Origin of the sequence: Isoptericola sp. NPDC060185 (assembly GCF_042728595.1) — a bacterium.
Classification (GTDB): Bacteria; Actinomycetota; Actinomycetes; order Actinomycetales; family Cellulomonadaceae; genus Isoptericola.
The window spans coordinates 22,227-43,988 of the sequence record NZ_JBHWYY010000017.1; the positions used below are offsets into that span (position 1 = coordinate 22,227).

The 21,762-nt window shown below is 74.4% G+C and carries 18 protein-coding genes; 13 read left to right on the forward strand and 5 right to left on the reverse strand.

Translation table 11 applies throughout. The annotated features are described in order from the left end of the window. The first annotated feature begins 373 nt into the window (after nt 1-373). The 4 genes from ACFWDO_RS08540 to cimA all read left to right on the forward strand — a co-directional run bounded on the left by ACFWDO_RS08540 (nt 374) and on the right by cimA (nt 5,857). Nucleotides 374-1,417, forward strand: a complete 1,044-nt coding sequence (locus ACFWDO_RS08540) for a 3-isopropylmalate dehydrogenase (RefSeq protein ID WP_380323643.1) — start codon at nt 374-376, stop codon at nt 1,415-1,417. Nucleotides 1,418-1,637: 220 nt separating this feature from the next. Then, on the forward strand, nt 1,638-2,810 hold the full coding sequence (locus tag ACFWDO_RS08545; protein WP_380323646.1) for a branched-chain amino acid aminotransferase: 1,173 nt from the start codon (nt 1,638-1,640) through the stop codon (nt 2,808-2,810). Between the two features lie 39 nt (nt 2,811-2,849). Then, nucleotides 2,850-3,998 carry a winged helix DNA-binding domain-containing protein gene (locus ACFWDO_RS08550; RefSeq protein ID WP_380323649.1) on the forward strand — a complete coding sequence of 383 codons (1,149 nt, stop codon included), beginning with the start codon at nt 2,850-2,852 and terminating at the stop codon, nt 3,996-3,998. Nucleotides 3,999-4,207: 209 nt separating this feature from the next. After that, entirely contained in the window at nt 4,208-5,857 is a 1,650-nt protein-coding gene (gene cimA, locus ACFWDO_RS08555; RefSeq protein WP_380323652.1) for a citramalate synthase, read from the forward strand. Nucleotides 5,858-5,863: 6 nt separating this feature from the next. Here the strand turns inward: cimA and ACFWDO_RS08560 are convergent, their stop codons facing one another. Both ACFWDO_RS08560 and ACFWDO_RS08565 read right to left on the reverse strand, forming a co-directional pair. Next, nucleotides 5,864-6,745, reverse strand: a complete 882-nt coding sequence (locus ACFWDO_RS08560; protein ID WP_380323655.1) for a MurR/RpiR family transcriptional regulator — start codon at nt 6,743-6,745, stop codon at nt 5,864-5,866. After that, nucleotides 6,742-7,833: an N-acetylglucosamine kinase gene (locus ACFWDO_RS08565; protein ID WP_380323658.1), complete on the reverse strand. Its 1,092-nt coding sequence runs from the start codon at nt 7,831-7,833 to the stop codon at nt 6,742-6,744. Before ACFWDO_RS08565 ends, ACFWDO_RS08560 begins: the two co-directional genes overlap by 4 nt. A 122-nt stretch (nt 7,834-7,955) precedes the next feature. Between ACFWDO_RS08565 and ACFWDO_RS08570 the strand changes: the two genes are divergently transcribed. The 7 genes from ACFWDO_RS08570 to murQ all read left to right on the forward strand — a co-directional run bounded on the left by ACFWDO_RS08570 (nt 7,956) and on the right by murQ (nt 16,289). Beyond that, nucleotides 7,956-9,032: a lipoate--protein ligase family protein gene (locus ACFWDO_RS08570; RefSeq protein WP_380323661.1), complete on the forward strand. Its 1,077-nt coding sequence runs from the start codon at nt 7,956-7,958 to the stop codon at nt 9,030-9,032. Nucleotides 9,033-9,369: 337 nt separating this feature from the next. Next, nucleotides 9,370-10,674 carry a sugar ABC transporter substrate-binding protein gene (locus tag ACFWDO_RS08575; protein ID WP_380323664.1) on the forward strand — a complete coding sequence of 435 codons (1,305 nt, stop codon included), beginning with the start codon at nt 9,370-9,372 and terminating at the stop codon, nt 10,672-10,674. Nucleotides 10,675-10,677: 3 nt separating this feature from the next. Then, nucleotides 10,678-11,649, forward strand: coding sequence for a carbohydrate ABC transporter permease (locus tag ACFWDO_RS08580; RefSeq protein WP_380346894.1), 972 nt, complete (start codon nt 10,678-10,680; stop codon nt 11,647-11,649). Continuing rightward, nucleotides 11,646-12,473, forward strand: coding sequence for a carbohydrate ABC transporter permease (locus ACFWDO_RS08585; protein WP_380324710.1), 828 nt, complete (start codon nt 11,646-11,648; stop codon nt 12,471-12,473). The genes ACFWDO_RS08580 and ACFWDO_RS08585 overlap by 4 nt, the downstream gene beginning before the upstream one ends. Beyond that, complete coding sequence (locus ACFWDO_RS08590; protein WP_380324707.1) at nt 12,470-14,035, forward strand: glycoside hydrolase family 3 N-terminal domain-containing protein; 1,566 nt, start codon at nt 12,470-12,472, stop codon at nt 14,033-14,035. The genes ACFWDO_RS08585 and ACFWDO_RS08590 overlap by 4 nt, the downstream gene beginning before the upstream one ends. Further along, a complete protein-coding gene (locus tag ACFWDO_RS08595) occupies nt 14,032-15,309 on the forward strand; it encodes an anhydro-N-acetylmuramic acid kinase (RefSeq protein ID WP_380324704.1) in 1,278 nt (425 codons plus the stop codon). The genes ACFWDO_RS08590 and ACFWDO_RS08595 overlap by 4 nt, the downstream gene beginning before the upstream one ends. Beyond that, the gene (murQ, locus tag ACFWDO_RS08600; protein ID WP_380324701.1) at nt 15,306-16,289 is read left to right on the forward strand and encodes an N-acetylmuramic acid 6-phosphate etherase; all 984 of its coding nucleotides are present in this window, start codon (nt 15,306-15,308) and stop codon (nt 16,287-16,289) included. The genes ACFWDO_RS08595 and murQ overlap by 4 nt, the downstream gene beginning before the upstream one ends. Before the next feature lie 7 nt (nt 16,290-16,296). Here the strand turns inward: murQ and ACFWDO_RS08605 are convergent, their stop codons facing one another. After that, the gene (locus ACFWDO_RS08605; RefSeq protein WP_380324698.1) at nt 16,297-17,061 is read right to left on the reverse strand and encodes a YggS family pyridoxal phosphate-dependent enzyme; all 765 of its coding nucleotides are present in this window, start codon (nt 17,059-17,061) and stop codon (nt 16,297-16,299) included. Nucleotides 17,062-17,160: 99 nt separating this feature from the next. Here ACFWDO_RS08605 and ACFWDO_RS08610 point away from each other — a divergent pair, with 99 nt between their 5' ends. Further along, the gene (locus ACFWDO_RS08610; protein ID WP_380324695.1) at nt 17,161-17,559 is read left to right on the forward strand and encodes a YccF domain-containing protein; all 399 of its coding nucleotides are present in this window, start codon (nt 17,161-17,163) and stop codon (nt 17,557-17,559) included. Between the two features lie 27 nt (nt 17,560-17,586). On the opposite strand, the gene ybaK is transcribed toward ACFWDO_RS08610, so the two are convergent. Beyond that, nucleotides 17,587-18,087 carry a Cys-tRNA(Pro) deacylase gene (ybaK, locus tag ACFWDO_RS08615; RefSeq protein ID WP_380324692.1) on the reverse strand — a complete coding sequence of 167 codons (501 nt, stop codon included), beginning with the start codon at nt 18,085-18,087 and terminating at the stop codon, nt 17,587-17,589. Between the two features lie 31 nt (nt 18,088-18,118). Between ybaK and ACFWDO_RS08620 the strand changes: the two genes are divergently transcribed. Further along, the gene (locus ACFWDO_RS08620) at nt 18,119-18,874 is read left to right on the forward strand and encodes a sulfite exporter TauE/SafE family protein (protein ID WP_380324689.1); all 756 of its coding nucleotides are present in this window, start codon (nt 18,119-18,121) and stop codon (nt 18,872-18,874) included. 27 nt (nt 18,875-18,901) lie between these two features. On the opposite strand, the gene ACFWDO_RS08625 is transcribed toward ACFWDO_RS08620, so the two are convergent. After that, a complete protein-coding gene (locus ACFWDO_RS08625) occupies nt 18,902-21,649 on the reverse strand; it encodes a DEAD/DEAH box helicase (protein ID WP_380324686.1) in 2,748 nt (915 codons plus the stop codon). Nucleotides 21,650-21,762: the final 113 nt, after the last annotated feature.

The following is a 21,762-nucleotide window of genomic DNA, read 5'->3' on the forward strand; positions in this document are numbered from 1 at the left end:
GCCGGGCGTGCGGAGGCGTTCGATGCCGGCGCGCCAGTCGGACTCGAAGTCGCCCACTCCGCGACGGTGGACGTGGCGGCGTGCAGCACCCGGAACCCGGCGTCGGTGGCGGCGCGCGCCAGCCCAGCCAGGCCCGGCAGGTCGGCGAAGGTCCCCCGCGCGGTCGAGGTCGCCCGCGTCACGTTCGCGGCAGCCGCGTCGAAGTACGGCCGGAGGTCGTCGTCCGAGGTCATGCGGCGATCGTGGGCGGCTCGGGCGTGCGGGCCAAGAGATTTGTCGACCGCCGTTCGTGACCTGCGAGGTCACGACCTCGACCGTCCGAGGAGTGAGATTTCTGTCCGCATCATGATTCGGCGGGCTTAGGCTCGGCCCCATGACGCGGAGCATCGACCTGGCAGTGGTGGCCGGCGACGGCATCGGGACCGAAGTCGTGGAGCAGGGCCTCGCGGTCCTCGAGGCGGCGGTCTCCGGGGCCGACGTCAAGGTCTCCACTACTGAGTTCGACCTGGGCGCGCGCCGGTGGCACGCGACCGGCGAGACCCTGACGGACGCCGATCTCGAGGCCATCAAGGGCCACGACGCGATCCTGCTGGGCGCCATCGGCGACCCGAGCGTGCCGTCGGGCGTCCTCGAGCGCGGTCTGCTGCTCAAGCTCCGCTTCTCGCTGGACCACTACGTGAACCTGCGCCCCGGCAAGCTGTACCCGGGGGTGACCAGCCCGCTGGCGAACCCCGGCGAGGTGGACTTCGTCGTCGTGCGCGAGGGCACCGAGGGCCCCTACGTGGGCAACGGCGGCGCGCTGCGCGTCGGCACCCCGCACGAGATCGCGACCGAGGTGTCCGTGAACACCGCGTTCGGCGTCGAGCGCGTCGTGCGCGACGCCTTCGCCCGCGCCCAGGCCCGCCCCCGCAAGCACCTGACGCTGGTGCACAAGCACAACGTGCTCGTGCACGCCGGGCACCTGTGGCGCCGCACGGTCGAGGCCGTCAACGCGGAGTTCCCCGACGTCACGACGGACTACCTGCACGTCGACGCCGCCACGATCTTCCTCACGACCAACCCGTCGCGGTTCGACGTGATCGTCACCGACAACCTGTTCGGCGACATCCTCACGGACCAGGCCGCCGCGATCACCGGCGGCATCGGCCTCGCCGCGTCGGCGAACATCAACCCGGACCGCACCGCGCCCTCGATGTTCGAGCCGGTGCACGGCTCCGCCCCGGACATCGCCGGGCAGGGCAAGGCCGACCCGACCGCCACCGTGCTGTCCGTGTCGCTCCTGCTCGACCACCTCGGCCTCACCGAGGAGGCCGCCCGCGTGGAGGCGGCTGTCGCCGCCGACCTCGCGGAGCGCGGCGACCGAGTACGCACGACGGCCGAGGTCGGGCGCGACCTCGCCGCTCGCGTCAACGGCTGACGACAGCCTCACCGTCGTCACCGGACGGCGCGGCGCCACCCGCGCCGCGCCGTCGGACGAGTCGTCCGAGCCACCGCCCGCCCCGGCCGTCATCCCCCTGTCGATCACCCGACATCTCCTCCGTGCCCGGGTGGCCGCTGTGGTCGGAGCGACGCGGGTGCCCGCAGGGTGCGTGGTCGTGGAAAACTACAGGGGTCACCCGGTGAAAGGGCCCCCGATCATGACCACATCCAGCACCACCCCGTCCGCCGCCAGCACCACCTCGAGCAGCAGCGCGCCGGGCATCCTCCCGGCCGAGCTCGAGGACCTCGTCGCCCTCTTCGACGTGCGCGAGACGGACAGCCCGACGCCCGACGCCGAGCGCAAGGCCGCGCTCGAGGCGCCCAAGTTCGGGACCGTCTTCTCCGACCACATGGCGCGCATCAGCTGGCGCGAGGGCGACGGCTGGCTCGACCGCCGCATCGAGAAGTACGGCCCGCTGCAGCTCGACCCGGCGACCGCCGTCCTGCACTACGCGCAGGAGATCTTCGAGGGCATGAAGGCCTACCGTCACGACGACGGCTCGGTCTGGACGTTCCGGCCGGACGCGAACGCGGCCCGGTTCGCGCGGTCGGCGCACCGGCTGGCGCTCCCCGCGCTGAGCGTGGACGACTTCCTCGGCTCCATCGCCGCCCTGGTGCGCACCGACATCGACTGGGTGCCGACGGGAGAGGACTTCAGCCTCTACCTGCGCCCGTTCATGTTCGCGTCCGAGGCGTTCCTGGGCGTGCGCCCCACCGCCGAGGCGGAGTACCTCGTCATCGCCTCGCCCGTCGGCCCGTACTTCGCGGGCGGCGTGAAGCCGGTCTCGATCTGGATCGAGGAGCACTATCACCGCTCCGGCCCCGGCGGGACCGGCGACGCGAAGTACGGCGGCAACTACGCGGCCAGCCTGCTGCCGCAGCGGCTCGCGGCGGAGAAGGGCTTCGACCAGGCCTGCTACCTGGACGCGCCCACGAACTCCTTCCTCGAGGAGCTCGGCGGGATGAACGTCTTCGTCGTCATGGCGGACGGGTCGGTGCACACGCCCGAGCTCACGGGCTCCTTCCTCGAGGGCGTCACGCGCTCGTCCATCCTGCGGCTCGCGGCGGACCGCGGGCACGAGGCCGTGGAGCGGCGCATCCCGCTCGCCGAGGTCGTCGCCGGGCTGCGCGACGGCACCGTGCGCGAGGTGTTCGCGTGCGGCACGGCCGCCGTCATCACGCCGGTCGGGCGTCTGGCCGGCGACTCGTTCGACGAGGTGGTCTCGGGCGGCGAACCCGGCGAGCTCACCATGGCGATCCGCGGGGAGCTCACCGACATCCAGTACGGTCGGGCCGCGGACCGGCACGGCTGGATGCGCCGGCTCGCCTGACCAGACCCGCCTGACCCAGCACGGGAGGTCCGCCGCGCGATGCCCACCACCCCGATCACGGCGGGCGCGCTGAGCCGCACCACCCTCGCGCGCCAGCAGCTGCTCACCCGCTCCGACGACGACGTCCCCGCCGTCGTCGGGCGGGTGGGCGGCCTGCAGGCGCAGCACGCTGACATGCCGTACGTGGCGCTCTGGTCGCGGCGTGCTGGGCAGACGGTCGGGGCGCTCGAGGAGGCCCTGACCGACGCCGCCGTGGTCAAGGCGACCGTCATGCGGTCCACCCTGCACCTGGTGCCCGCCGGCGAGTGGCCCCTGCTCGACGCCGTCTCGGCGGAGCAGCGGCTCGCCGCCTGGCGCGCGAGCGCGCGGCGGGCGGGCGTCGACCTGCTCGGCCTCAACGCGGCCGTGCGGGCGTACTGCGCCGAGCCGCGCACCCTCGACGAGGTGGAGGCGTTCGCCGCCGAGCAGTACCCCGGGGTGGACGCCGTCGCGGCGATCCCCGGCGGCGTCAGCCGGGCGTGGTGGCGCCTCGCGAGCGCGGGCGGCGGCCTCGTGCACGTGCCCCCGAGCGGGCTGTGGGCGTCCCACGTGGCGGTGCGCTACCAGGACGGCGCCCGCTGGCTGGCCGACCGGCTGCCGCACCCGCTGCCGGAGGTCGCGCCGGACGAGGCCCGGGCCCGCGTCGTCGGGCGCTACCTGGCCGCCTTCGGGCCGGCGTCGGCCCGAGACGTCGCGCGCGGCGTGGGGATCCGGGGGATCGGGGCGCTGAAGCGGGCGCTCGCGCTGCTGGAGCTGCGCGCCTACGAGGCGCCGGACGGGCGGGAGCTGCTCGACCTCGCGGGGGCGGACCTCGCCCCGGAGGACGCCGCCGCCCCGCCGCGGTTCCTGGCCCGGTGGGACCAGCTGCTCGTGGCGCACGACGTGCGCGACCGCCTCGTCCCGCCGGCGGTGGCCCCGCAGGTGTACCGCCGCAACGCGGACGTGCTGCCGACGCTGCTCGTCGACGGGCGGGTGGCCGGCACGTGGTCCACCGAGCGCGACGGCGAGCGGGCCACGCTGCGCGTCGTCGAGCTGGAGCAGGTCGCGCCCGCGGTGCGGGAGGAGGCCGAGGCGGAGGCGGCGGCGCTCCTCGCCTACCTCGAGCCCGACGCCGCCGAGAGGTCCGTCGCGTGGTCGCTGCCCGCCTGAGCCGGTCGCCCGGGGCGTGGACGCCCTGTCGGGGCGGCGTGTGGGTATGGCACCATGTGGCCCATGACACGCCTCGCGCACCAGCGTCGCTCCCTCATCATTCGGTAGCGCGTCCGGCACACCCGCCGGACGCGCAGACCTTCCGTACCCCGGAGGGTCTTTTTTGTTGACCTGATCGCCCAGAGCTCCACGACGTTGGGGAGTCCCGCATGACCGCCACCCCGTTCCACGTGTACGACACCACCCTGCGCGACGGCGCGCAGCAGGAGGGCATGAACCTCTCCGTGGCGGACAAGCTGGCCATCGCGCCGCTGCTGGACGAGCTGGGCGTCGGATTCATCGAGGGCGGCTGGCCCGGGGCGATCCCCAAGGACACCGAGTTCTTCCGCCGCGCAGCGAAGGAGCTGCGCCTGGAGAACGCCGTGCTCGCCGCGTTCGGCTCCACCCGCAAGGCGGGCACCCGCGCCTGGGACGACCCCCAGGTGCGCGCGCTGCTCGACTCCGACGCCCCCGTGGTCACCCTCGTGTCCAAGTTCGACGTGCGGCACGTGGAGCGCGCGCTGCGCACCACGCCGGACGAGGGCCTGGCGATGATCACCGACACGGTGGCGTTCCTCGTCGGCGAGGGCCGCCGCGTTGTGGTCGACGCCGAGCACTTCTTCGACGGCTACCGCTTCGACGCCGCGTACGCGAAGGCCGCGGCCGAGGCGGCGTTCGCCGCGGGCGCGGAGGTCGTCACGCTCTGCGACACCAACGGCGGCATGCTGCCCCACTGGGTGACGGACGTCGTGACCGAGGTGCGGGAGTCGCTCGGCGTGCCGCACGGCCGCGACGCCACGGCGGGCGACCCGGTGCTGGGGATGCACGCGCACAACGACTCCGGCTGCGCCGTCGCGAACACGCTGGCCGCGGTCGCCGCGGGCGCCTGGCACGTGCAGGGCACGGTCAACGGGTACGGCGAGCGCACGGGCAACGTGGACCTCGTGACCGTCGTCGCGAACCTCGAGCTCAAGCACGGCCTGCGCACGCTCGTCGGCGGCGGGCTGGAGGAGTCGACCCGCATCGCCCATGCCGTCGCCGAGATCACCAACATCTCCCCGTACGCGCGCCAGCCGTACGTGGGCGCCAGCGCGTTCGCCCACAAGGCCGGCTTGCACGCCAGCGCCATCAAGGTGGACCCGGACCTCTACCAGCACATCGACCCCACCGCCGTCGGCAACGACATGCGCATGCTCGTGTCCGACATGGCGGGGCGCGCGTCGATCGAGCTCAAGGGGCGCGAGCTGGGCTACGACCTCAGCGGCCAGGGGGAGCTGCTCACCCGCGTCACGACCCGGGTCAAGGACACCGAGGCGCAGGGATACACGTTCGACGCCGCCGACGCGTCGTTCGAGCTGCTGCTGCGCGAGGAGCTCACCGGCACCCGGCAGTCGTACTTCCGCGTGGAGAGCTGGCGCACGATCGTCGAGACCGTCGTGGGCGGGGCGGGGCACGACGCCGCGAGCCGGGACGCGGACGCCGTCGCCGAGGCGACCGTGAAGCTGCACGCCGGCGGCGAGCGCGTCGTCGCGACCGGTGAGGGCAACGGCCCCGTGAACGCCCTCGACCAGGCGCTGCGCAGCGCGCTCACGCGCGTCTACCCGCAGATCGCGAAGTTCGAGCTCATCGACTTCAAGGTGCGCATCCTCGACGCCCAGCAGGGCACCGACGCCACCACGCGTGTGCTGGTCGAGACCACGGATGGGCAGCACTCGTGGTCCACCGTGGGTGTGGGGCCGAACGTCATCGAGGCGGCGTGGGAGTCGCTCATCGACGCGTACGTCTACGGGCTGCTGCACGCCGGCGTCGAGCCGAGGTAGTCCGCGCTACTTCTGCGAGCGGGCGTGCAGGCGGTGGGGCTGGACGGCCTCGTAGGTGGCCTTGAGCGCGGCGGTGGTCTGGTCGTAGCGGCGCTGGGCGACGCGCACGAACAGGAAGTCCACGATGGCGAGCTGCGCGATCCGGCTCGACATCGCCCCGGAGCGGAACTGCGTCTCGCGGGCGGTCGTGGAGAGCACGACGTCGGCGAGCTCGGCCAACGGGGACGACGGGAAGTTGGTGACGGCGACGGTCGTGGCGCCGGCCTCCCGGGCGAGCGTGAGTGCCTGGATCGTCTCCACGGTGGTCCCCGTGTGCGAGACGGCGACGGCGACGCAGCCTGCGCCGAGCAGGGCGGCGGACTGGAGCTGGCCGTGCAGGTCCACGGGCGCGAAGCACACGATGCCGATGCGCGAGAGCTTCTGCGACAGGTCCTGCCCGGTGAGGCCGCTGGAGCCGGACCCGTAGACGTCGACGCGGGGGGCGGCAGCCACGGCGTCGACCGCGCGCTCGAGCGCGTCCAGGTCGAGCATCCGCGCCGTCTCCTCGATGGTCCGGGCCTCGTGGAACGCGATCTTGGACACGACGTCGGTGGCGGTGTCGGTCCGGTTGATCTCGCCCTCCGCGATGCCGGAGCGCTCGAGCTCCACGGCGCGGCGGCTCGTGGCCTGCGCGAGGTCGATCCGGAACTCCGGGTAGCCGGCGTACCCCACGGCGCGGCAGAACCGCACGACGGTCGCCTGGGACGTGCCGGCGCGCGCAGCGAGCTCGGTGATGGTGGCGCCGACGACGCCGGGCGGGTCGTCGAGCACGACCGACGCGATCCGCGCCTCGGCGGGGCGCAGCGTGGGCAGCGTCTGGCGGAGCCGGACGAGGACGTCACCGTTCATGCGCGGGGTTCTCCTTCCCGGCGGGAGCCGGCGTCGGACGGGTGGTGGGGTGGTGCGGGCGACACGGCGCCCCGCGGAGTGCGGCGCACGGTGAGCCAGGGGTCGGTGGGCTCGACGAGCGAGCCGTCGCGGTCGTCGGCGAGGGAGCGGGCGAGGCGCAGCGCGCCGTCGAGCGGGCTGCCGTCCGCAGGGACGAGCCGGACGTCGGGGCGCAGGGCGGACAGGCGCGCCCGCAGCGGCGTGGTCACGGCGTCCCCGACCTGCAGGACGCCGCCGGTCACGGCGGCCAGGGGCGGGATGCCCGGCCGCAGCGCGGCGGCGAGCGTCTCCGCGAGGTGGGTGCCGGCGTCGTGCAGGATGCGCTGGGCCACCTGGTCGCCGGCCCGGGCGGCGTCGGCGACCGCGGGCGTGAAGGACGCGAGCAGGTGGGCGCGGTCGTCGCGGCCGTAGAGCGCGGCCGGCCAGCCCTCGACGGGGCCGAAGCGCTCGGTCGCCGCCGCGAGCAGGGTGGGGGAGGCCGGGCCGGGGCGGCCGTCGTGCGTGGCGACCGCGGCGCGCAGGCCGTGCGCGCCGATCCACGACCCGGAGCCGAGGTCGCCGAGCAGGTGGCCCCAGCCGTCCGCGCGGTGCCAGCGGTGGCGCAGGTCGGTGGCCAGCACGATCGCTCCCGTGCCGACGGCGGCCACGGCGCCCGGCCGTCCGCCGAGGGCCCCGAGGTGGGCGGCGAGCGCGTCGGCGGCGACCGCCGTGGCGGGGGCGCCGGCCGCGTGCAGCACGTCGTGCAGGGCGCCCGGGTCGGGCACGAGGGACGGCAGGCCGGTCACCGACGCCGCGGCGGCGGCGATGCGCACACCGGGGAGGCGGCGCTGCAGGGCGGCGACGAGCTCGGCGACGACGTCGGCCGCGTCGCTCCCGGCGGGCGTGATGCGCACGGGCCGCCCGGCGAGGGTGATGGGTCCGGCGTCGGCGCCGCCCGAGGCGCCGGGCGCCAGGAACGGCGGCACGGCGACCAGGCGCGCGCCGCTGCCGCCGACGTCGACGGCGACGACGCGCTCGAGGGTGGGGGGCGGGGCGTCCGTGCCGGTCACGGGGAACAGTGTGGCAGTCATTTTCTCGCGAAGGGCGGCTAACGAAACGAATCTCGCCGGCACGGGGCGGGGTGTGACCGACGCCGCGCCCCTTCCGGGCGCCACGCGGCTACCGTGGTGACGTGCATGGTGAGTACAAGGTTCCCGGTGGCAAGCTCGTGACGGTCGACCTCGACGTGCGTGACGGGCTGCTCGCCGACGTCAGGCTCAGCGGCGACTTCTTCCTCGAGCCCGACGAGGCGCTCGAGGCGATCGACGCCGCCCTCACGGGGCAGCCGCGCGAGGCGTCCACGAGCGAGCTGGCCCGCGCCGTCGACGACGGGCTGCGGCGCGCCGAGCAGGACGGCCGCGTGGCGGGTGAGGTGACGATGGTCGGCTTCGACGCCTGGTCGGTCGCCGTCGCGGTGCGCCGCGCGCTGGGGCTGGCCACCACCTGGGACGACCACACCTTCGAGGTGCTGCGCCCGGGCCCGCTGGCGCCGGCCACCCTCGCGGCGCTGGACCAGGTGCTCACCGAGGAGCTGGCGGAGGGACGGCGCGGGCCCACGCTGCGGTTCTGGGACTGGACCGAGCGCGCGGTGTTCATCGGGTCGTTCCAGTCGCTGCGCAACGAGGTGGACCCCGAGGGCGTGCGCAAGCACGACGTCACCGTGGTGCGGCGCATCTCCGGCGGCGGCGCCATGTTCATGGAGGCCGGCAACTGCGTGACGTTCTCCCTCGTCGTCCCCGCCTCGCTCGTGGACGGCATGTCCTTCGAGCAGTCGTACGCCTTCCTCGACTCCTGGGTGCTCGGCGCCCTGGAGGACGTCGGGGTCGAGGCCTACTTCTCCGGCATGAACGACGTCTCGTCGCCGGCCGGGAAGCTCGCGGGGTCGGCACAGAAGCGCCTCGCGGGCGGGGCCGTGCTGCACCACATGACGATGGCGTACGACATCGACAACGCGAAGATGCTCGAGGTGCTGCGCATCGGCCGCGAGAAGCTCTCCGACAAGGGCACGACCAGCGCCAACAAGCGGGTGGACCCGCTGCGCTCGCAGACCGGCATGGCCCGCGACGAGATCGTCGACGCCTTCGAGGCGCACTTCAAGGCGCGCTACCGCACCGTCGACTCCGAGCTGCGCGCGGACGAGCTCGCCCGCGCGCAGGACCTGGTGCGCACCAAGTTCGGCAACCCGACCTGGATCAACCGGGTCCCCTGACCTCGCCGGGAGCCACCGCACCCACCCGCGACGCGCCGTCGGGACCACCGACGCGACACGGGTTGGTGCGGTGGCTTTCCATATCCCCGAACGGTCAGTAATCTTCCTTCACGAGCAGCACCTCGGAACTTCCTTTCAGGGGCCGGGTGCTGCCGCGCGCGACTGCGATCAGCACGGCGATCGGCACGAGAGCGAGACGACGACGTCACGCAGCACGACGACGACGTCGGCAGGACATGACCGCGAGGGCGGCGCGCGACCGTGAGGACGGCGGCGCTGCCCACCACGGAGACGGCCCGTCGGGGCCGCCAGGGGAGGAACAGGGATGCGTCGAGACATGTGGACCCGCACGAGGCTGGGGGCCGTGGCGACCGCGGCGCTCGTGGCGCTCGGTGTCAGCGCCTGCAGCAGCGGCGGCGGCTCGGGCGACGGGGACGGCACCGTCGACGGCGAGGGCAAGACCCTCGACGTGTGGATCATGCAGGGCACCAACCCCAGCGCCGACGCGTTCTTCGACGAGGTCGGCAAGGCCTTCACCGAGGAGACCGGTGGGGCCACGCTGAACGTCGAGTTCGTCGAGTGGGCGGACGCGCACGACCGGTTCGTCACCGCGATCGCGGGCGGCACGACGCCGGACGTCGCGGAGACGGGCACCACGTGGACGCCGGAGTTCGCGGACGCGGGGGCGCTCGCGCCGCTCGACGACTACATCGCGGACGCCGGGCTGGGCGACGACCTGGTGGACGGCCTCGTCGAGGCCGGGACGTACGACGGGAAGCTGTACGGGATGCCCTGGTACGCCGGCGTCCGCTCCCTCGTCTACAACAAGGACATCCTCGAGCAGGCCGGCGTGGAGCCGCCCACCACCTGGGCGGAGATCGAGTCGGCCGCGAAGGCGATCAAGGCGAAGTTCCCGGACAAGACCGCGGTCGCGGTGCCCGGCGACGCCGAGTTCACGGTGTACCCGTGGGTCTGGGGCGCGGGCGGCGAGGTCGCGACGCTCGACGGCGACACCTGGACCTCGGGCCTCGACAGCCCCGAGGCGCAGGAGGGCCTGAGCTTCTGGACCGGCCTGGCCAAGGACGGCTACTCGTCGGCGGGCGCCACGACCTGGCGCGAGACCGACGTGCTCGACGCGTTCGCCCAGGGCGACGTCGGCATGGCGATCATGGGCTCCTGGACCCCGGGCGCCATCGTCGAGGCGAACAAGGACATGGACGGCAAGTTCGCCGCCGTGCCGATCCCGGGCAAGGACGGCGGCATGTCGCCGTCGGTGCTCGGCGGCTCGCACCTGAGCATGTTCTCCACGGCCGACGACCAGGACCTCGCGTTCGCGTTCATCAAGATGATGACCACGGGCGAGTTCGCCACGAAGTGGGGCGAGCAGGCCGGGTACTTCCCGGGCCAGAAGTCGCTGCTCGACGAGACGCTGAAGAGCACCGACCCGCTGGTGGCGCCGTTCGCGAAGCAGTTCGTCGAGGGCGGCGCGTCCGTGCCGGTGTCGCCGAACTTCGGCGCCGTGCAGGCCAAGCTCACGACCAGCACGATGATGCAGTCGATCCTGTCCGGGAGCGAGGACGTCCCGACCGCCTCCGAGAAGGCGGCCAAGGAGATGACGTCGCTGCTCAACGGCGGCAGCTGACGGATGACGAGCACTCTTCCCGTCGCGGTCCCCGCCGGGCCCGGGCAGCAGCCCGGGCCCGGCGGGCGCCGCCCGCCCGGCCGGTCGCTCCTGGCGCGCACCCGGCCGTGGATGCTCCTGACGCCCGCGCTGCTCGTGCTCGCCGTGCTGCTCCTGTGGCCGCTGGTGCGCGTCGTGCTGTTCTCCCTGCAGGACTACGGGCTCAAGGAGATCGTCTCCGGCGAGCCGAACTGGATCGGCCTCGACAACTTCACCGAGGTCTTCACCTCGGAGCAGCTGTGGGCCGTGGTGCTGCCGAACACCGTGGTGTTCGCGGTCCTGTCGGTGTCCTGCACGGTGGTCTTCGGCACCGCGGTGGCGGTGCTGCTCGCCTCGCTGGGACGTGTCTGGCGCACCATCGTCTCCAGCGCGATCATGGCGGCGTGGGCGATGCCCGCCGTCACCGGCACGTACGTGTGGATCTGGATCTTCGACGCCGACCGCGGCGTGTTCAACCACGTGCTGCAGGGCCTCGGGCTGCAGGACGCGCCCGTGAACTGGTTCACCGACCGGTGGTCGTTCTACGCCATCGTGCTGCTGAACGTGGTGCACCACGGCTTCCCGTTCGTGGCGATCACCGTGCTCGCCGGCCTGCTCGGCGTGCCGAAGGAGCTGCTGGAGGCCGCCCAGATCGACGGGGCCGGGCCGTGGCGCCGCTTCTTCTCGGTGATCGTGCCGCAGCTCAAGCAGATCTTCGCCGTCGTGATCATCCTGTCGACCATCTGGGACTTCAAGGTCTTCGCGCAGGTCTACCTCATGCCCGGCGGCGCGGGCAGCAACCGCGACGTGCTCAATCTCGGCGTCTGGTCGTACACCGAGTCGTTCGGGCAGAACCGGTACGGCTTCGGCGCCGCGATCGCGGTGCTGCTCACCCTGCTGCTGCTCGGCATCACCGTCGCGTACGTGCGCACCATCCTGAAGGAGGACGAGCTGTGAGCCGGCCGAGGACCGCCACGCAGGTGGGCAAGGGCGTGGCCGTCGCGCTGCTGCTCGTCTTCACGCTGTTCCCGGCGTACTGGATGCTCGTCAGCGCCTTCGACGGCAAGGCGGGCCGCGGCTCGTCGTTCGTGCCCGCGGAGCCCACCCTCGAGCACTTCGAGTTCGTGCTCACCGACGGCGGCTTCGACGTCTTCCTGCGCAACTCGCTGCTCGTCGCGCTCCTGACGGTGCTCGCGTCGTCGCTGCTCGCCCTGCTGGCGTCGGTCGCCGTCGCGCGGTTCCGGTTCCGGCTGCGCACGCAGGTGCTCATGCTCGTGCTCGTGATCCAGATGGTGCCGCTCGAGGCGCTCGTCATCCCGCTGTTCGTGCAGGTGCGCAACCTGCACCTGCTGGGCACGCTCACCGGCCTGGTCGTCGTGTACGTCGCGCTGGCGCTGCCGTTCGGCATCTGGATGCTGCGCGGCTTCGTCGCCGCCGTGCCGGTGGAGCTCGAGGAGGCCGCCTACCTCGACGGCGCCACCTGGGGTCGGATGTTCCGCTCGATCCTGCTGCCGCTCGTCGCGCCGGGGCTGGTGGCCACCAGCATCTTCAGCTTCATCACGGCGTGGAACGAGTTCGTCTTCGCCATGACGCTGCTCGGCGGCGAGACCCAGAACTACACGGTGGCGATCGGGCTGCGGTCGTTCTTCGGGCAGCACTCCAACGACTGGGGCTCGATCATGGCGGCCTCGACCATCATCACCGTGCCCGTGATGATCTTCTTCATCCTGGTCCAGCGGCGGCTCGCCTCCGGCCTGACGTCCGGGGCGGTGAAGGGATGAGCGCGCCCGACGCCACGGCTGACGTGGTCCTGCGCGCCGTGCACGGCGTGCTGCTCCCCGGATTCTCGGGCACCACCGTGCCGCCGTGGCTCGCCGACGCCGCGCGCTCCGGGCTGGCCGGGGTCGTGCTCTTCGGGCACAACACCCCGGACCTGGACACGACGGCCGCGCTCACGGCGGCCCTGCACGACGTCGCGCCGGACCTGCTGGTCGCGACCGACGAGGAGGGCGGCGACGTGTCGCGGCTCGAGGCGGCGACCGGGTCGTCCCTGCCCGGCGCTGCGGCGCTCGGGGTGGCCGGCGACGAGGCCCTGACCCGCTCCGCCGGCGAGGCGCTCGGGCGGCTGCTCACCGCCGCCGGGGTCGATCTCGACCTCGCGCCCGTGCTCGACGTCGACGCGCCGGGCAACCCCGTGATCGGCGTGCGCGCGTTCGGCACCGACCCGGAGGTGGTCGCGCGGCACGGTACGGCCTTCGCGCGGGGGCTGCAGCGTGGGGGAGCGGGCACGTGCGCCAAGCACTTTCCGGGGCACGGGTCGACCACCGTCGACTCCCACCTGGAGCTGCCCGTCGTCGACGCCGACCTCGGCACGCTGCGTCGCAGGGACCTCGTGCCCTTCGCCGCGGCGCTCGCGGACGACGGCGCCGGCCCTGACGACGCGCCCGCCCTCGACACGGTGATGACGGCCCACGTCGTCGTGCCGGCCGTCGGCCCGGCCCCGGCGTCGCTCGAGCCGGCCGTGGCGGCGCTCGCCCGCGAGCTCGGCCACGCCGGGCCCGTCATCACCGACGCCCTGGACATGCGCGCCGTCTCCGACGGCGCGGACGTGGGGGAGGCCGCCGTGCGCGCCGTCGAGGGCGGCGCGGACCTGCTCTGCCTCGGCACCACCTCGGGCCGCGAGGACGAGGGGCTGTTCCGCTCCGCCGTCGACGCGCTGGTCGAGGCGCTCCGCACGGGGCGCGTCACCCCCGAGCGGCTCGCCGCGTCCCGGCGCCGCACCGACGCGCTGGTGGCGCGGTTGCGCGCCCGGCGCGCGGCGGTGGGCGCGGGCACGACCGACGCCCGGCGCGCGCTGGTGGAGCTCGCCGCCGTCGGGGCGGAGGCCGCGCGGCGGGCGGTGCGCGGGGTCGGGCCGTCGCCCGTCCTCCCGGGCGCGCCCGACGTCGTCGACCTGCGCCTGCGCCTCGACCACGCCGCCGGCCGCACCGCCACGCACGTGCAGCGCGCGATCGCGGAGCGCTGGCCCGACGCCGACGTGCACGCGGCCCTCGACGCCACTCTCGACGCGGCCCTGCGGGCCCCCGCGGGGGCGCGGCCGCTGGTCGTCGTGACGCGCGAGCCGGTCCCCGGCAGCGTCGAGCACTCCCGGCTGGCCGCGCTGCAGGAGGCGCGGCCCGGCCTCGTCGTCGTGCACACCGGCGTCCCGGCGGCGGGGGAGCGCTGGCTCGCCGCGCTGCCCGGCGGCCTGCCCGCGACCGTGCTCGCGTGCGGCACCGGCCGGGCCAACGCCGCGGCGGCGGTCGCGCTGCTCGCTGGATCCCGCGCGGAGGTGAGGCGATGATCGTCATCGGTGTCTCGTCGGGCACCAGCGTCGACGCGATCGACGCCGCGGCCGCCGACCTCGACCTGCGCGCGGACGGGACGCTGCACCTGCGCCCGCTCGGCCACGCCGAGTATCCCTGGCCCGACCACCTGCGCCGCCGCATCCTCGCGGCGCTGCCGCCCGCCCCCGTCGACATGGGTGAGGTGTGCCAGCTCGACACGCTCGTCGGGCAGGAGCTCGGGGCCGCCGCGCGGCGGGCCGTCGACGACCTCGCCGGCGGCGACGCCGACCTCGTCGCCTCGCACGGCCAGACGCTGCACCACTGGGTGGTCGCGGGCCGCACGCGCGGCACGCTGCAGCTCGGCAACCCGGCGTGGGTGGCGGAGCGCTCGCGGCGGCCGGTGGTCAGCGACTTCCGCGTCGCGGACGTCGCCGCCGGCGGCCAGGGCGCCCCGCTCGTCAGCGTCCTCGACGCGCTGTGGCTCGGGCACGACGGCGAGGACGGGGCGCGCGACACCGCGGCGCTCAACGTGGGTGGCATCGCCAACGTCACCGTGGTCGGGGCGCACGGCGCCCCCGTCCTCGGCTGGGACACCGGGCCCGGCAACTGCCTCGTCGACCACGCCGTCCAGCGTCTGACCGGCCGGCCGTTCGACCGCGACGGGGAGCTCGCCGCGCAGGGCGCCGTCGACCGCGACGCCCTGGACGCGCTGCTCGGCGAGCCGTACTACGACCTGCCCGTGCCGCGCTCCACCGGCCGCGAGCTCTACGACGGCGAGTACGTCGCGACGCGGCTCGCCGCCACCGGGCTGGGCGCGGACCGGCTGAGCACCCCCGACCTCGTCGCCACGCTCACCGAGCTGACCGCCGTCACCGTGGCGCGGTCGCTGGCCGAGCACGGCCCGGCCGCCGGCGTCGGCCGCGTGGTGATCTCCGGCGGGGGTGCGCGCAACCCCGTGCTCGTCGAGCGGCTGCGGGCGCACCTGCCCGCCACGACGACCCTCGTCACGTCCGACGAGCTGGGGATGCCCGTGGACGGCAAGGAGGCGTACCTCTTCGCCCTGCTCGGCTTCCTCGGCGTGCACGGTGTGCCCGGCACCGCCGCCGGGCCGCAGCGGCGGCAGGCCACCGGCGCCCGCCGCCCCGTCGTGCTCGGGTCGCTGACCCCGCCGACGCCGCTGCCCGTCGCCCCCGTCAGGGGCGCCGTCACGCGACTCGTCCTCGCGACCTCGCCGCCGGACCACCTGGCCCGGCCGCGTCACCTGACGACCCCGAGAGGAAGCACCCGATGAGCGGAGAGCACGCCCCCGACCCCTCCGGCACCCCCGCGGGCGCGCCCGCCGACGCGCCGGAGGACCTGCTCGCCGTCGCGCGGATGGTCTCGCCGACGGAGGAGCGCAACCCGCGCACCACCGACATCGACCTGCTCCCCGCGGCCGACGTCGTGCGGCTCATCCTCGACGAGGACGCCGGGGTCGCGAGCGTGGTGCGGGCCGAGCGGTTCCGGGTCACGCAGGCCGTCGAGCTCGCCGTCGAGGCGATCCGCGCGGGCGGGCGCGTGCACTACGCCGGCGCGGGCACCTCCGGGCGCCTCGGCGTGCTCGACGCCGTCGAGCTCTCGCCGACGTACGGGGTCGGGACCGAGTGGTTCGACGCGCACCTCGCGGGCGGCCCCGACGCGATGACCCTCGCCGTCGAGGGCGCCGAGGACGACGCCGAGGCGGGCCGCCGCGACCTCGACGACGTGGGCCCGCACGACCTCGTGGTCGGCCTCGCCGCCTCCGGCCGCACGCCGTACGTGGGCGGCGCGCTGGAGCTGGCCCGCGAGCGCGGCGCCCGCACCGCCCTCGTGAGCGCCAACCCGTCCGCCCCGCTCGCGGACCTCGTGGACGTGGCGATCCTCGTCGACACGGGCCCCGAGGCCGTCACCGGCTCCACCCGCATGAAGGCCGCCACCGCGCAGAAGATCGTGCTCAACACGTTCTCGACGGCCACCATGATCCGGCTCGGCAAGACGTACTCGAACCTCATGGTCGACGTGCGCGCCACCAACGCCAAGCTCCGCGCCCGCCTCGTGCGGCTGCTCAGCCAGGCCACGGGGCTCACGCCCGAGGTGTGCGCGCCCGTGCTCGCGGACGCCGACGGGGAGGTGCAGGTGGCGCTCGTGATGCTGCTCGCCGGCGTCGACGCCGCGGCCGCCCGCGCCGCCCTCGCCGGCGGCGACGGTGTCCGCGGCGCGCTGTCGCGCCTGGGCTCCGCCCCGCCGCGGTAGCCGCGCTCTACGGCGCGGGGGTGGGGCGCGCGCCGAAGACCGCGCTGCCGACGCGGACGACGGTGGCGCCCTCGGCGACGGCGAGCTCCAGGTCGCCGGTCATGCCCATGGAGAGCTCGCGGGCGTCGGCGGTGCCGGGCGCACCGCTCGCGAGCACCTCGTCGCGCACGGCGCGCAGGCGGGCGAAGCCGGCGCGCACCCGCGCGTCGTCGTCCGAGCGGGCGCCGATCGTCATGAGGCCGCACAGGCGCAGGCCGGGAAGCGCGGCGACGTCGAGGGCGAGCGCGACGGCGTCCTCGGGCGTGACGCCGGACTTGCTCTCCTCGCCGGAGACGTTGACCTGCACGAGGACGTCGAGCGTGCGGCCGTCGCGGGCGCAGCGCGTCGAGAGGGCCTGGGCCAGGGCGAGGGAATCGACGGAGTCGACGGCGGTCGCCGCGCCCAGGACGGCGTTCACCTTGTTCTTCTGCAGGTGCCCGATGAGGTGCGCCTCGACCCGCCCGGCCGCGACCAGGTCGGCCAGCGCGGGGGCCTTGGCGACGAGCTCCTGCACCCGGTTCTCGCCCACGAGGACGGGCCGGTCGTCGCCGGCCGCGGCGGCGAGGTCGACGGCCGCCCGCACCGCCTCGAGCACGGTCGCGGCGTCCTGCGTCTTGGTGGCCAGCAGCACGCGGACCTCGCGCGGGTCGCGCCCCGCCGCCCGGGCGGCCGCGGCGGCGCGGTCGTGGACGGCGGCCAGGCGTGCGGGGATCCCGGGACGATCGGTGGGCATGGACGCCAGTCTACGAACGCCCGAGCCCTCGGCGGACCAGGGTCGCGTCAGGGGGATCCCGGGTGGTGCGCCGCGCCGCCGGCGGGCGAGGATGGTGGGGTGAAGGCCCTGCTCAACATCATCTGGCTCGTCTTCGGCGGCTTCTGGCTGGCGCTCGGCTACGCCGCCGCCGGGATCCTGTGCTGCATCACGATCGTCGCCATCCCGTGGGGCATCGCGTCGTTCCGGATCGCCGGCTACGCGCTGTGGCCGTTCGGCCGCACCGTGGTCGACAAGCCCGGCGCGGGCGGCTGGTCCGTGCTCGGCAACATCATCTGGATCGTCTTCGCCGGCATCTGGCTCACCATCGGCCACATCACGACGGCGATCGCGCAGGCGATCACGATCATCGGCATCCCGCTGGCGATCGCCAACATCAAGATGATCCCGATCTCGCTGCTGCCGCTCGGCAAGGACATCGTGCCCAGCGACGCCCGGTACCCGACCTATCAGCACTGAGCGGCGCTGCCGAACGGCGCGACCGCGCTATGCGCGGGCGATCGGCGCCGTCGTCCCGTCCGTGAGGCGCAGCAGGTCGTCGGGGGCGAGGGACACGTCCAGCCCCCGGCGCCCGCCGGACACGTAGACGACGTCGAAGCCGGCCGCGGACTCGTCGAGCACGGTGGCGTGCCGCTGCTTCTGCCCGAGCGGCGAGATGCCGCCCACGACGTAGCCGGTGGCGCGCTGCGCGGCGGCCGGGTCCGCCATCGCCGCCCGCTTGCCGCCGACGGCGCGCGCCAGGGCCTTGAGGTCGAGGCTGCCGTCCACGGGCACGATCCCGACGACGAGCCGCCCGTCGACGTCCGCCAGGAGCGTCTTGAACACCTGGGCCGGGTCCGCGCCGAGCGCCCCGGCCGCCTCCAGCCCGTAGCTCAGCTCCGACGCGGGGTCGTGCTCGTAGGCGTGCTGGTCGTAGGCGACGCCGGCCCGGTCGAGGGCGACGAGCGCCGGCGTGCCGTGCGAGGCGTGCGTCTTCTTCTTGGACACGCCGTCGATTGTGCCTGAGTAGGGTGGTGCGGTGCTCCTGCTCCTCGTCCTCGCGATCCTGGTAGGAGGGGCTCTTCAGAGGGTCACGGGCATGGGCTTCGGCCTGGTGGCCGGTCCGTTCATCGTGCTGCTCGTGGGCCCGCTCGAGGGCGTGCTGTTCGTCAACCTGGCGGGCTCGATCGCGTCCGCGCTCATCCTGGGCCGCGTGGTGCGCGACGTGGACTGGCGGCGCTACGCCTGGCTCGCCACCACGTCCGTGCTGGTGATGGTGCCCGCCGCCCTGCTGCTGCGCGACGCGAGCCGCGCGGCGCTCGAGGTCGCCGTCGGGGCTCTCGTCGTGGTCGCGATGACGCTCGCCGTCGTCACGACGCGGCTGCGGCGCGACGGCCGGCACCCCGTGCGGCCGGGGGCCCGGGCGCCGCTGGTCGTCACGGGTGTCGCGAGCGGCGTCGGGAGCGTGGCCGCGGGCATCGGCGGCCCGCCGGTGGCGATCTACTCCGTGCTCAGCGGCTGGGAGCCGCGCGCCTTCGCCGCGACGGCGCAGCCCTTCTTCGCCACCAACGCGCTCGCCGCGCTCGCCGCCAAGCTGACGCTCACCGACGCGTCGTTCCCGCCGTTCGCCCTCTGGCAGTGGGTGGTCGTGCTGGCCGCGATCGTGGCCGGCCTGATGGTCGGCGACTGGCTCACGCCGCGCGTGCCCGCGGCGGCCGTCCGGCGCGGGCTGATCGTGCTGGCGTACGTCGGCGGGGCGGCGACCTTCGCGCAGGGGCTCGCCCACCTCGCCTGACGTCGCTCGTCGGCCCGCCGGGCCGGGCTAGATGCGCCCGACGTCCACGACGGTGAGCACGACCGCCCCCGCCTCGTCGCTGGCGGCGAGGTCCACGAGCGCGGTGATCGCCCAGTCGTGGTCGCCGTCGGCGTCGTCCAGCACCTGGCGCACCCACCACGTGCCCGCGGGCACCTCGGCGACCTCCACGCCGTCCGGTGTGGTCGTGGTGGCGCCGCCGGGCAGCTCGGCGCCCGGCTCGAGCACCGTGAGCAGGGCGGCGGACCGGGCGGCGGGGCCGATGCTGACGGCGTCGTCGCCCTGCGTCTCGAACAGCGGGTCGAGGGCGGACGCCCAGGCGTCCCCGTCCCAGCCGTGCGCGCCGTCGAGCCGCCCGAGCGCGTCGTAGTCCTCGCGGGCCGCGAGCTCGACGCGGCGGAACGTCGCGTTGCGCACCAGGCGGCGGAACGCGCGCGGGTTGCCGGTGACGGGGCGCGCGGGCGCCTCCGCGCCGGCCTCGGCGAGCTCGCCCTCGACGACGGCGTCCGCGTCGTCGTCGACCGGGTTCTGCAGGCGCTCCCACTCGTCCAGGAGCGACGAGTCGACGCCGCGCACCAGCTCGCCGAGCCATTCGACGACCTCGTGCACCTCCTCGGAGCGGTGCTCCTCGGGCACCACCTGGCGCAGCGCGCGGTAGGCGTCCGCGAGGTAGCGCAGCACCACGCCCTCGGTGCGCTCCAGGCCGTACACGCTGACGAGCTCGGCGAACGTCATCGCCTGCTCGAGCATGTCCCGCACCACGGACTTGGGCGCGAGCTCGGCGTCCGCGACCCACGGGTTGGCCCGCTTGTACGTGGCGAAGGCGGGCTCGAGCAGGTCGGCGAGCGGCTTCGGCCAGCTCACGTCCTCGAGCGCCTCCATGCGCTCCTCGTACTCCATGCCCTCGGCCTTCATCGCCGCGACGGCCTCGCCCTTCGCCTTGGACTGCTGGGCGTAGAGGATCTGGCGCGGGTCGTCGAGGGTCGCCTCGATGACGGAGACGACGTCGAGCACGTGCGTCGGGCTCTCCACGTCGAGCAGGTCCATCGCGGCGAGCGCGAACGGCGACAGCGGCGCGTTGAGCGCGAAGTCGCGGGGCAGGTCCACGACGAGCCGCACGCTGGGGCGGTAGCCGGCCGGGCGCGACGGGTCGGGCACGCGCACCTTCTCCACGACGCCGGCGACGCGCAGCGAGCGGTAGATGCGGAACGTCTGGCGCACGTGCTCGGCCTGCTGCGACTCGGTGTCGTGGTTCGCGGTCAGCAGGTGCCGCATCGCCTCCACGGGGTCGGCGCCGCCGCGCTCGTCGCGGGTGCGGGCGAGCACGTTCAGGACCATGGCGTGGTTGACGTGGAACTGGCTGGTCAGGGGCTCCGGGTCGGCGTCCCGCAGCCGCTCGAACGTGGAGTCGGTCCAGTTCACGGCCCCGGTGGGCGCCTTCTTGCGCACCACCTTCTTGAGCTTCTTGGGGTCGTCGCCGGCCTTGGCGAGGAGCTTGCGGTTCTCGATGACGTGCTCGGGCGCCATGACGAGCACCTCGCCCACGGTGTCGAAGCCGGCGCGCCCGGCCCGGCCGGAGATCTGGTGGAACTCGCGCGCGGTGAGGTGGCGCATGCGCTCGCCGTCGTACTTCACCAGCGACGTCATCAGCACGGTGCGGATGGGCACGTTGATGCCGACGCCGAGCGTGTCGGTGCCGCACACGACCTTGAGCAGCCCGCGCTGGGTGAGCCGCTCCACGAGCCGCCGGTACTTGGGCAGCATCCCCGCGTGGTGCACGCCGACGCCCGCGCGCAGGAACTTGCTCAGCGTCTTGCCGAAGCCGGTGCCGAACCGGAACGCGCCGATCTCGGCGGCGATGGCGGCCTTCTCGTCCTTGGACGCCAGGTTCGTGGACAGGAGCGCCTGGGCGCGCTCGACGGCGTCCTTCTGTGTGAAGTGCACGACGTAGACGGGCGCGCGGTGCGTGGTGACCAGCTCGGTGATGACGTCGGTGAGCGGCTCGACGACGTAGGAGAACGTCAGCGGCACCGGGCGCTCGGCGCCCGCGACCTCCGCGACGGGGCGGCCGCTGCGCTCCTCCAGGTCCTCGCGCAGGCGGGTGGTGTCGCCGAGCGTGGCCGACATCAGCAGGAACTGCGTGCGCGGCAGCTCCAGCAGCGGCACCTGCCACGCCCAGCCGCGCTGCCGGTCGCCGTAGAAGTGGAACTCGTCCATGACGACCTGCGCGATCGCGTCGTCCTCGTCGACGGTGCTGTCCGCGCCGTCGCCCCCCGGACCGTCGTCGTCGCCGCGCCGCAGCGCCAGGTTGGCGAGGATCTCCGCCGTGCAGCAGATGATCGGGGCGTCCGCGTTGACGGCGGAGTCGCCGGTCATCATGCCGACGTTGCGCGACCCGAACGCGGCGACGAGGTCGAAGAACTTCTCGCTCACCAGCGCCTTGAGCGGCGCGGTGTAGAAGGTGCGGCCGCCGCGGCCCGAGCGGCGGTTCGCGAGCGCCGCGAACTGGGCGCCCATCGCGACCATGGACTTGCCCGACCCGGTGGGCGTCGCGAGCACCACGTGCGAGCCCGTCATCAGCTCGAGGAGGGCTTCCTCCTGGTGCGGGTACAGCGGGCGCCCCGTGCCCGCGGCCCACTCGCCGAAGCCCTCGAACAGCACGTCGGGGTCCGGCGCCCCTCCGGTGGGGGCGGGCAGGTAGGGCAGCAGCGTGCCGGCGGGGCGGGGGGCGGGGTCGTGCGAGGTCGGGGAGGTCATCGCCGGCCATTCTTCCAGGCCCCGCCGAGAGCAACGAGCGTGGGGTACAGTTAAACCAACCCCCCCGCAGTTGTAAAAGTAAACACCCACGAAGAGGGGGGGGGGGGAGCAAG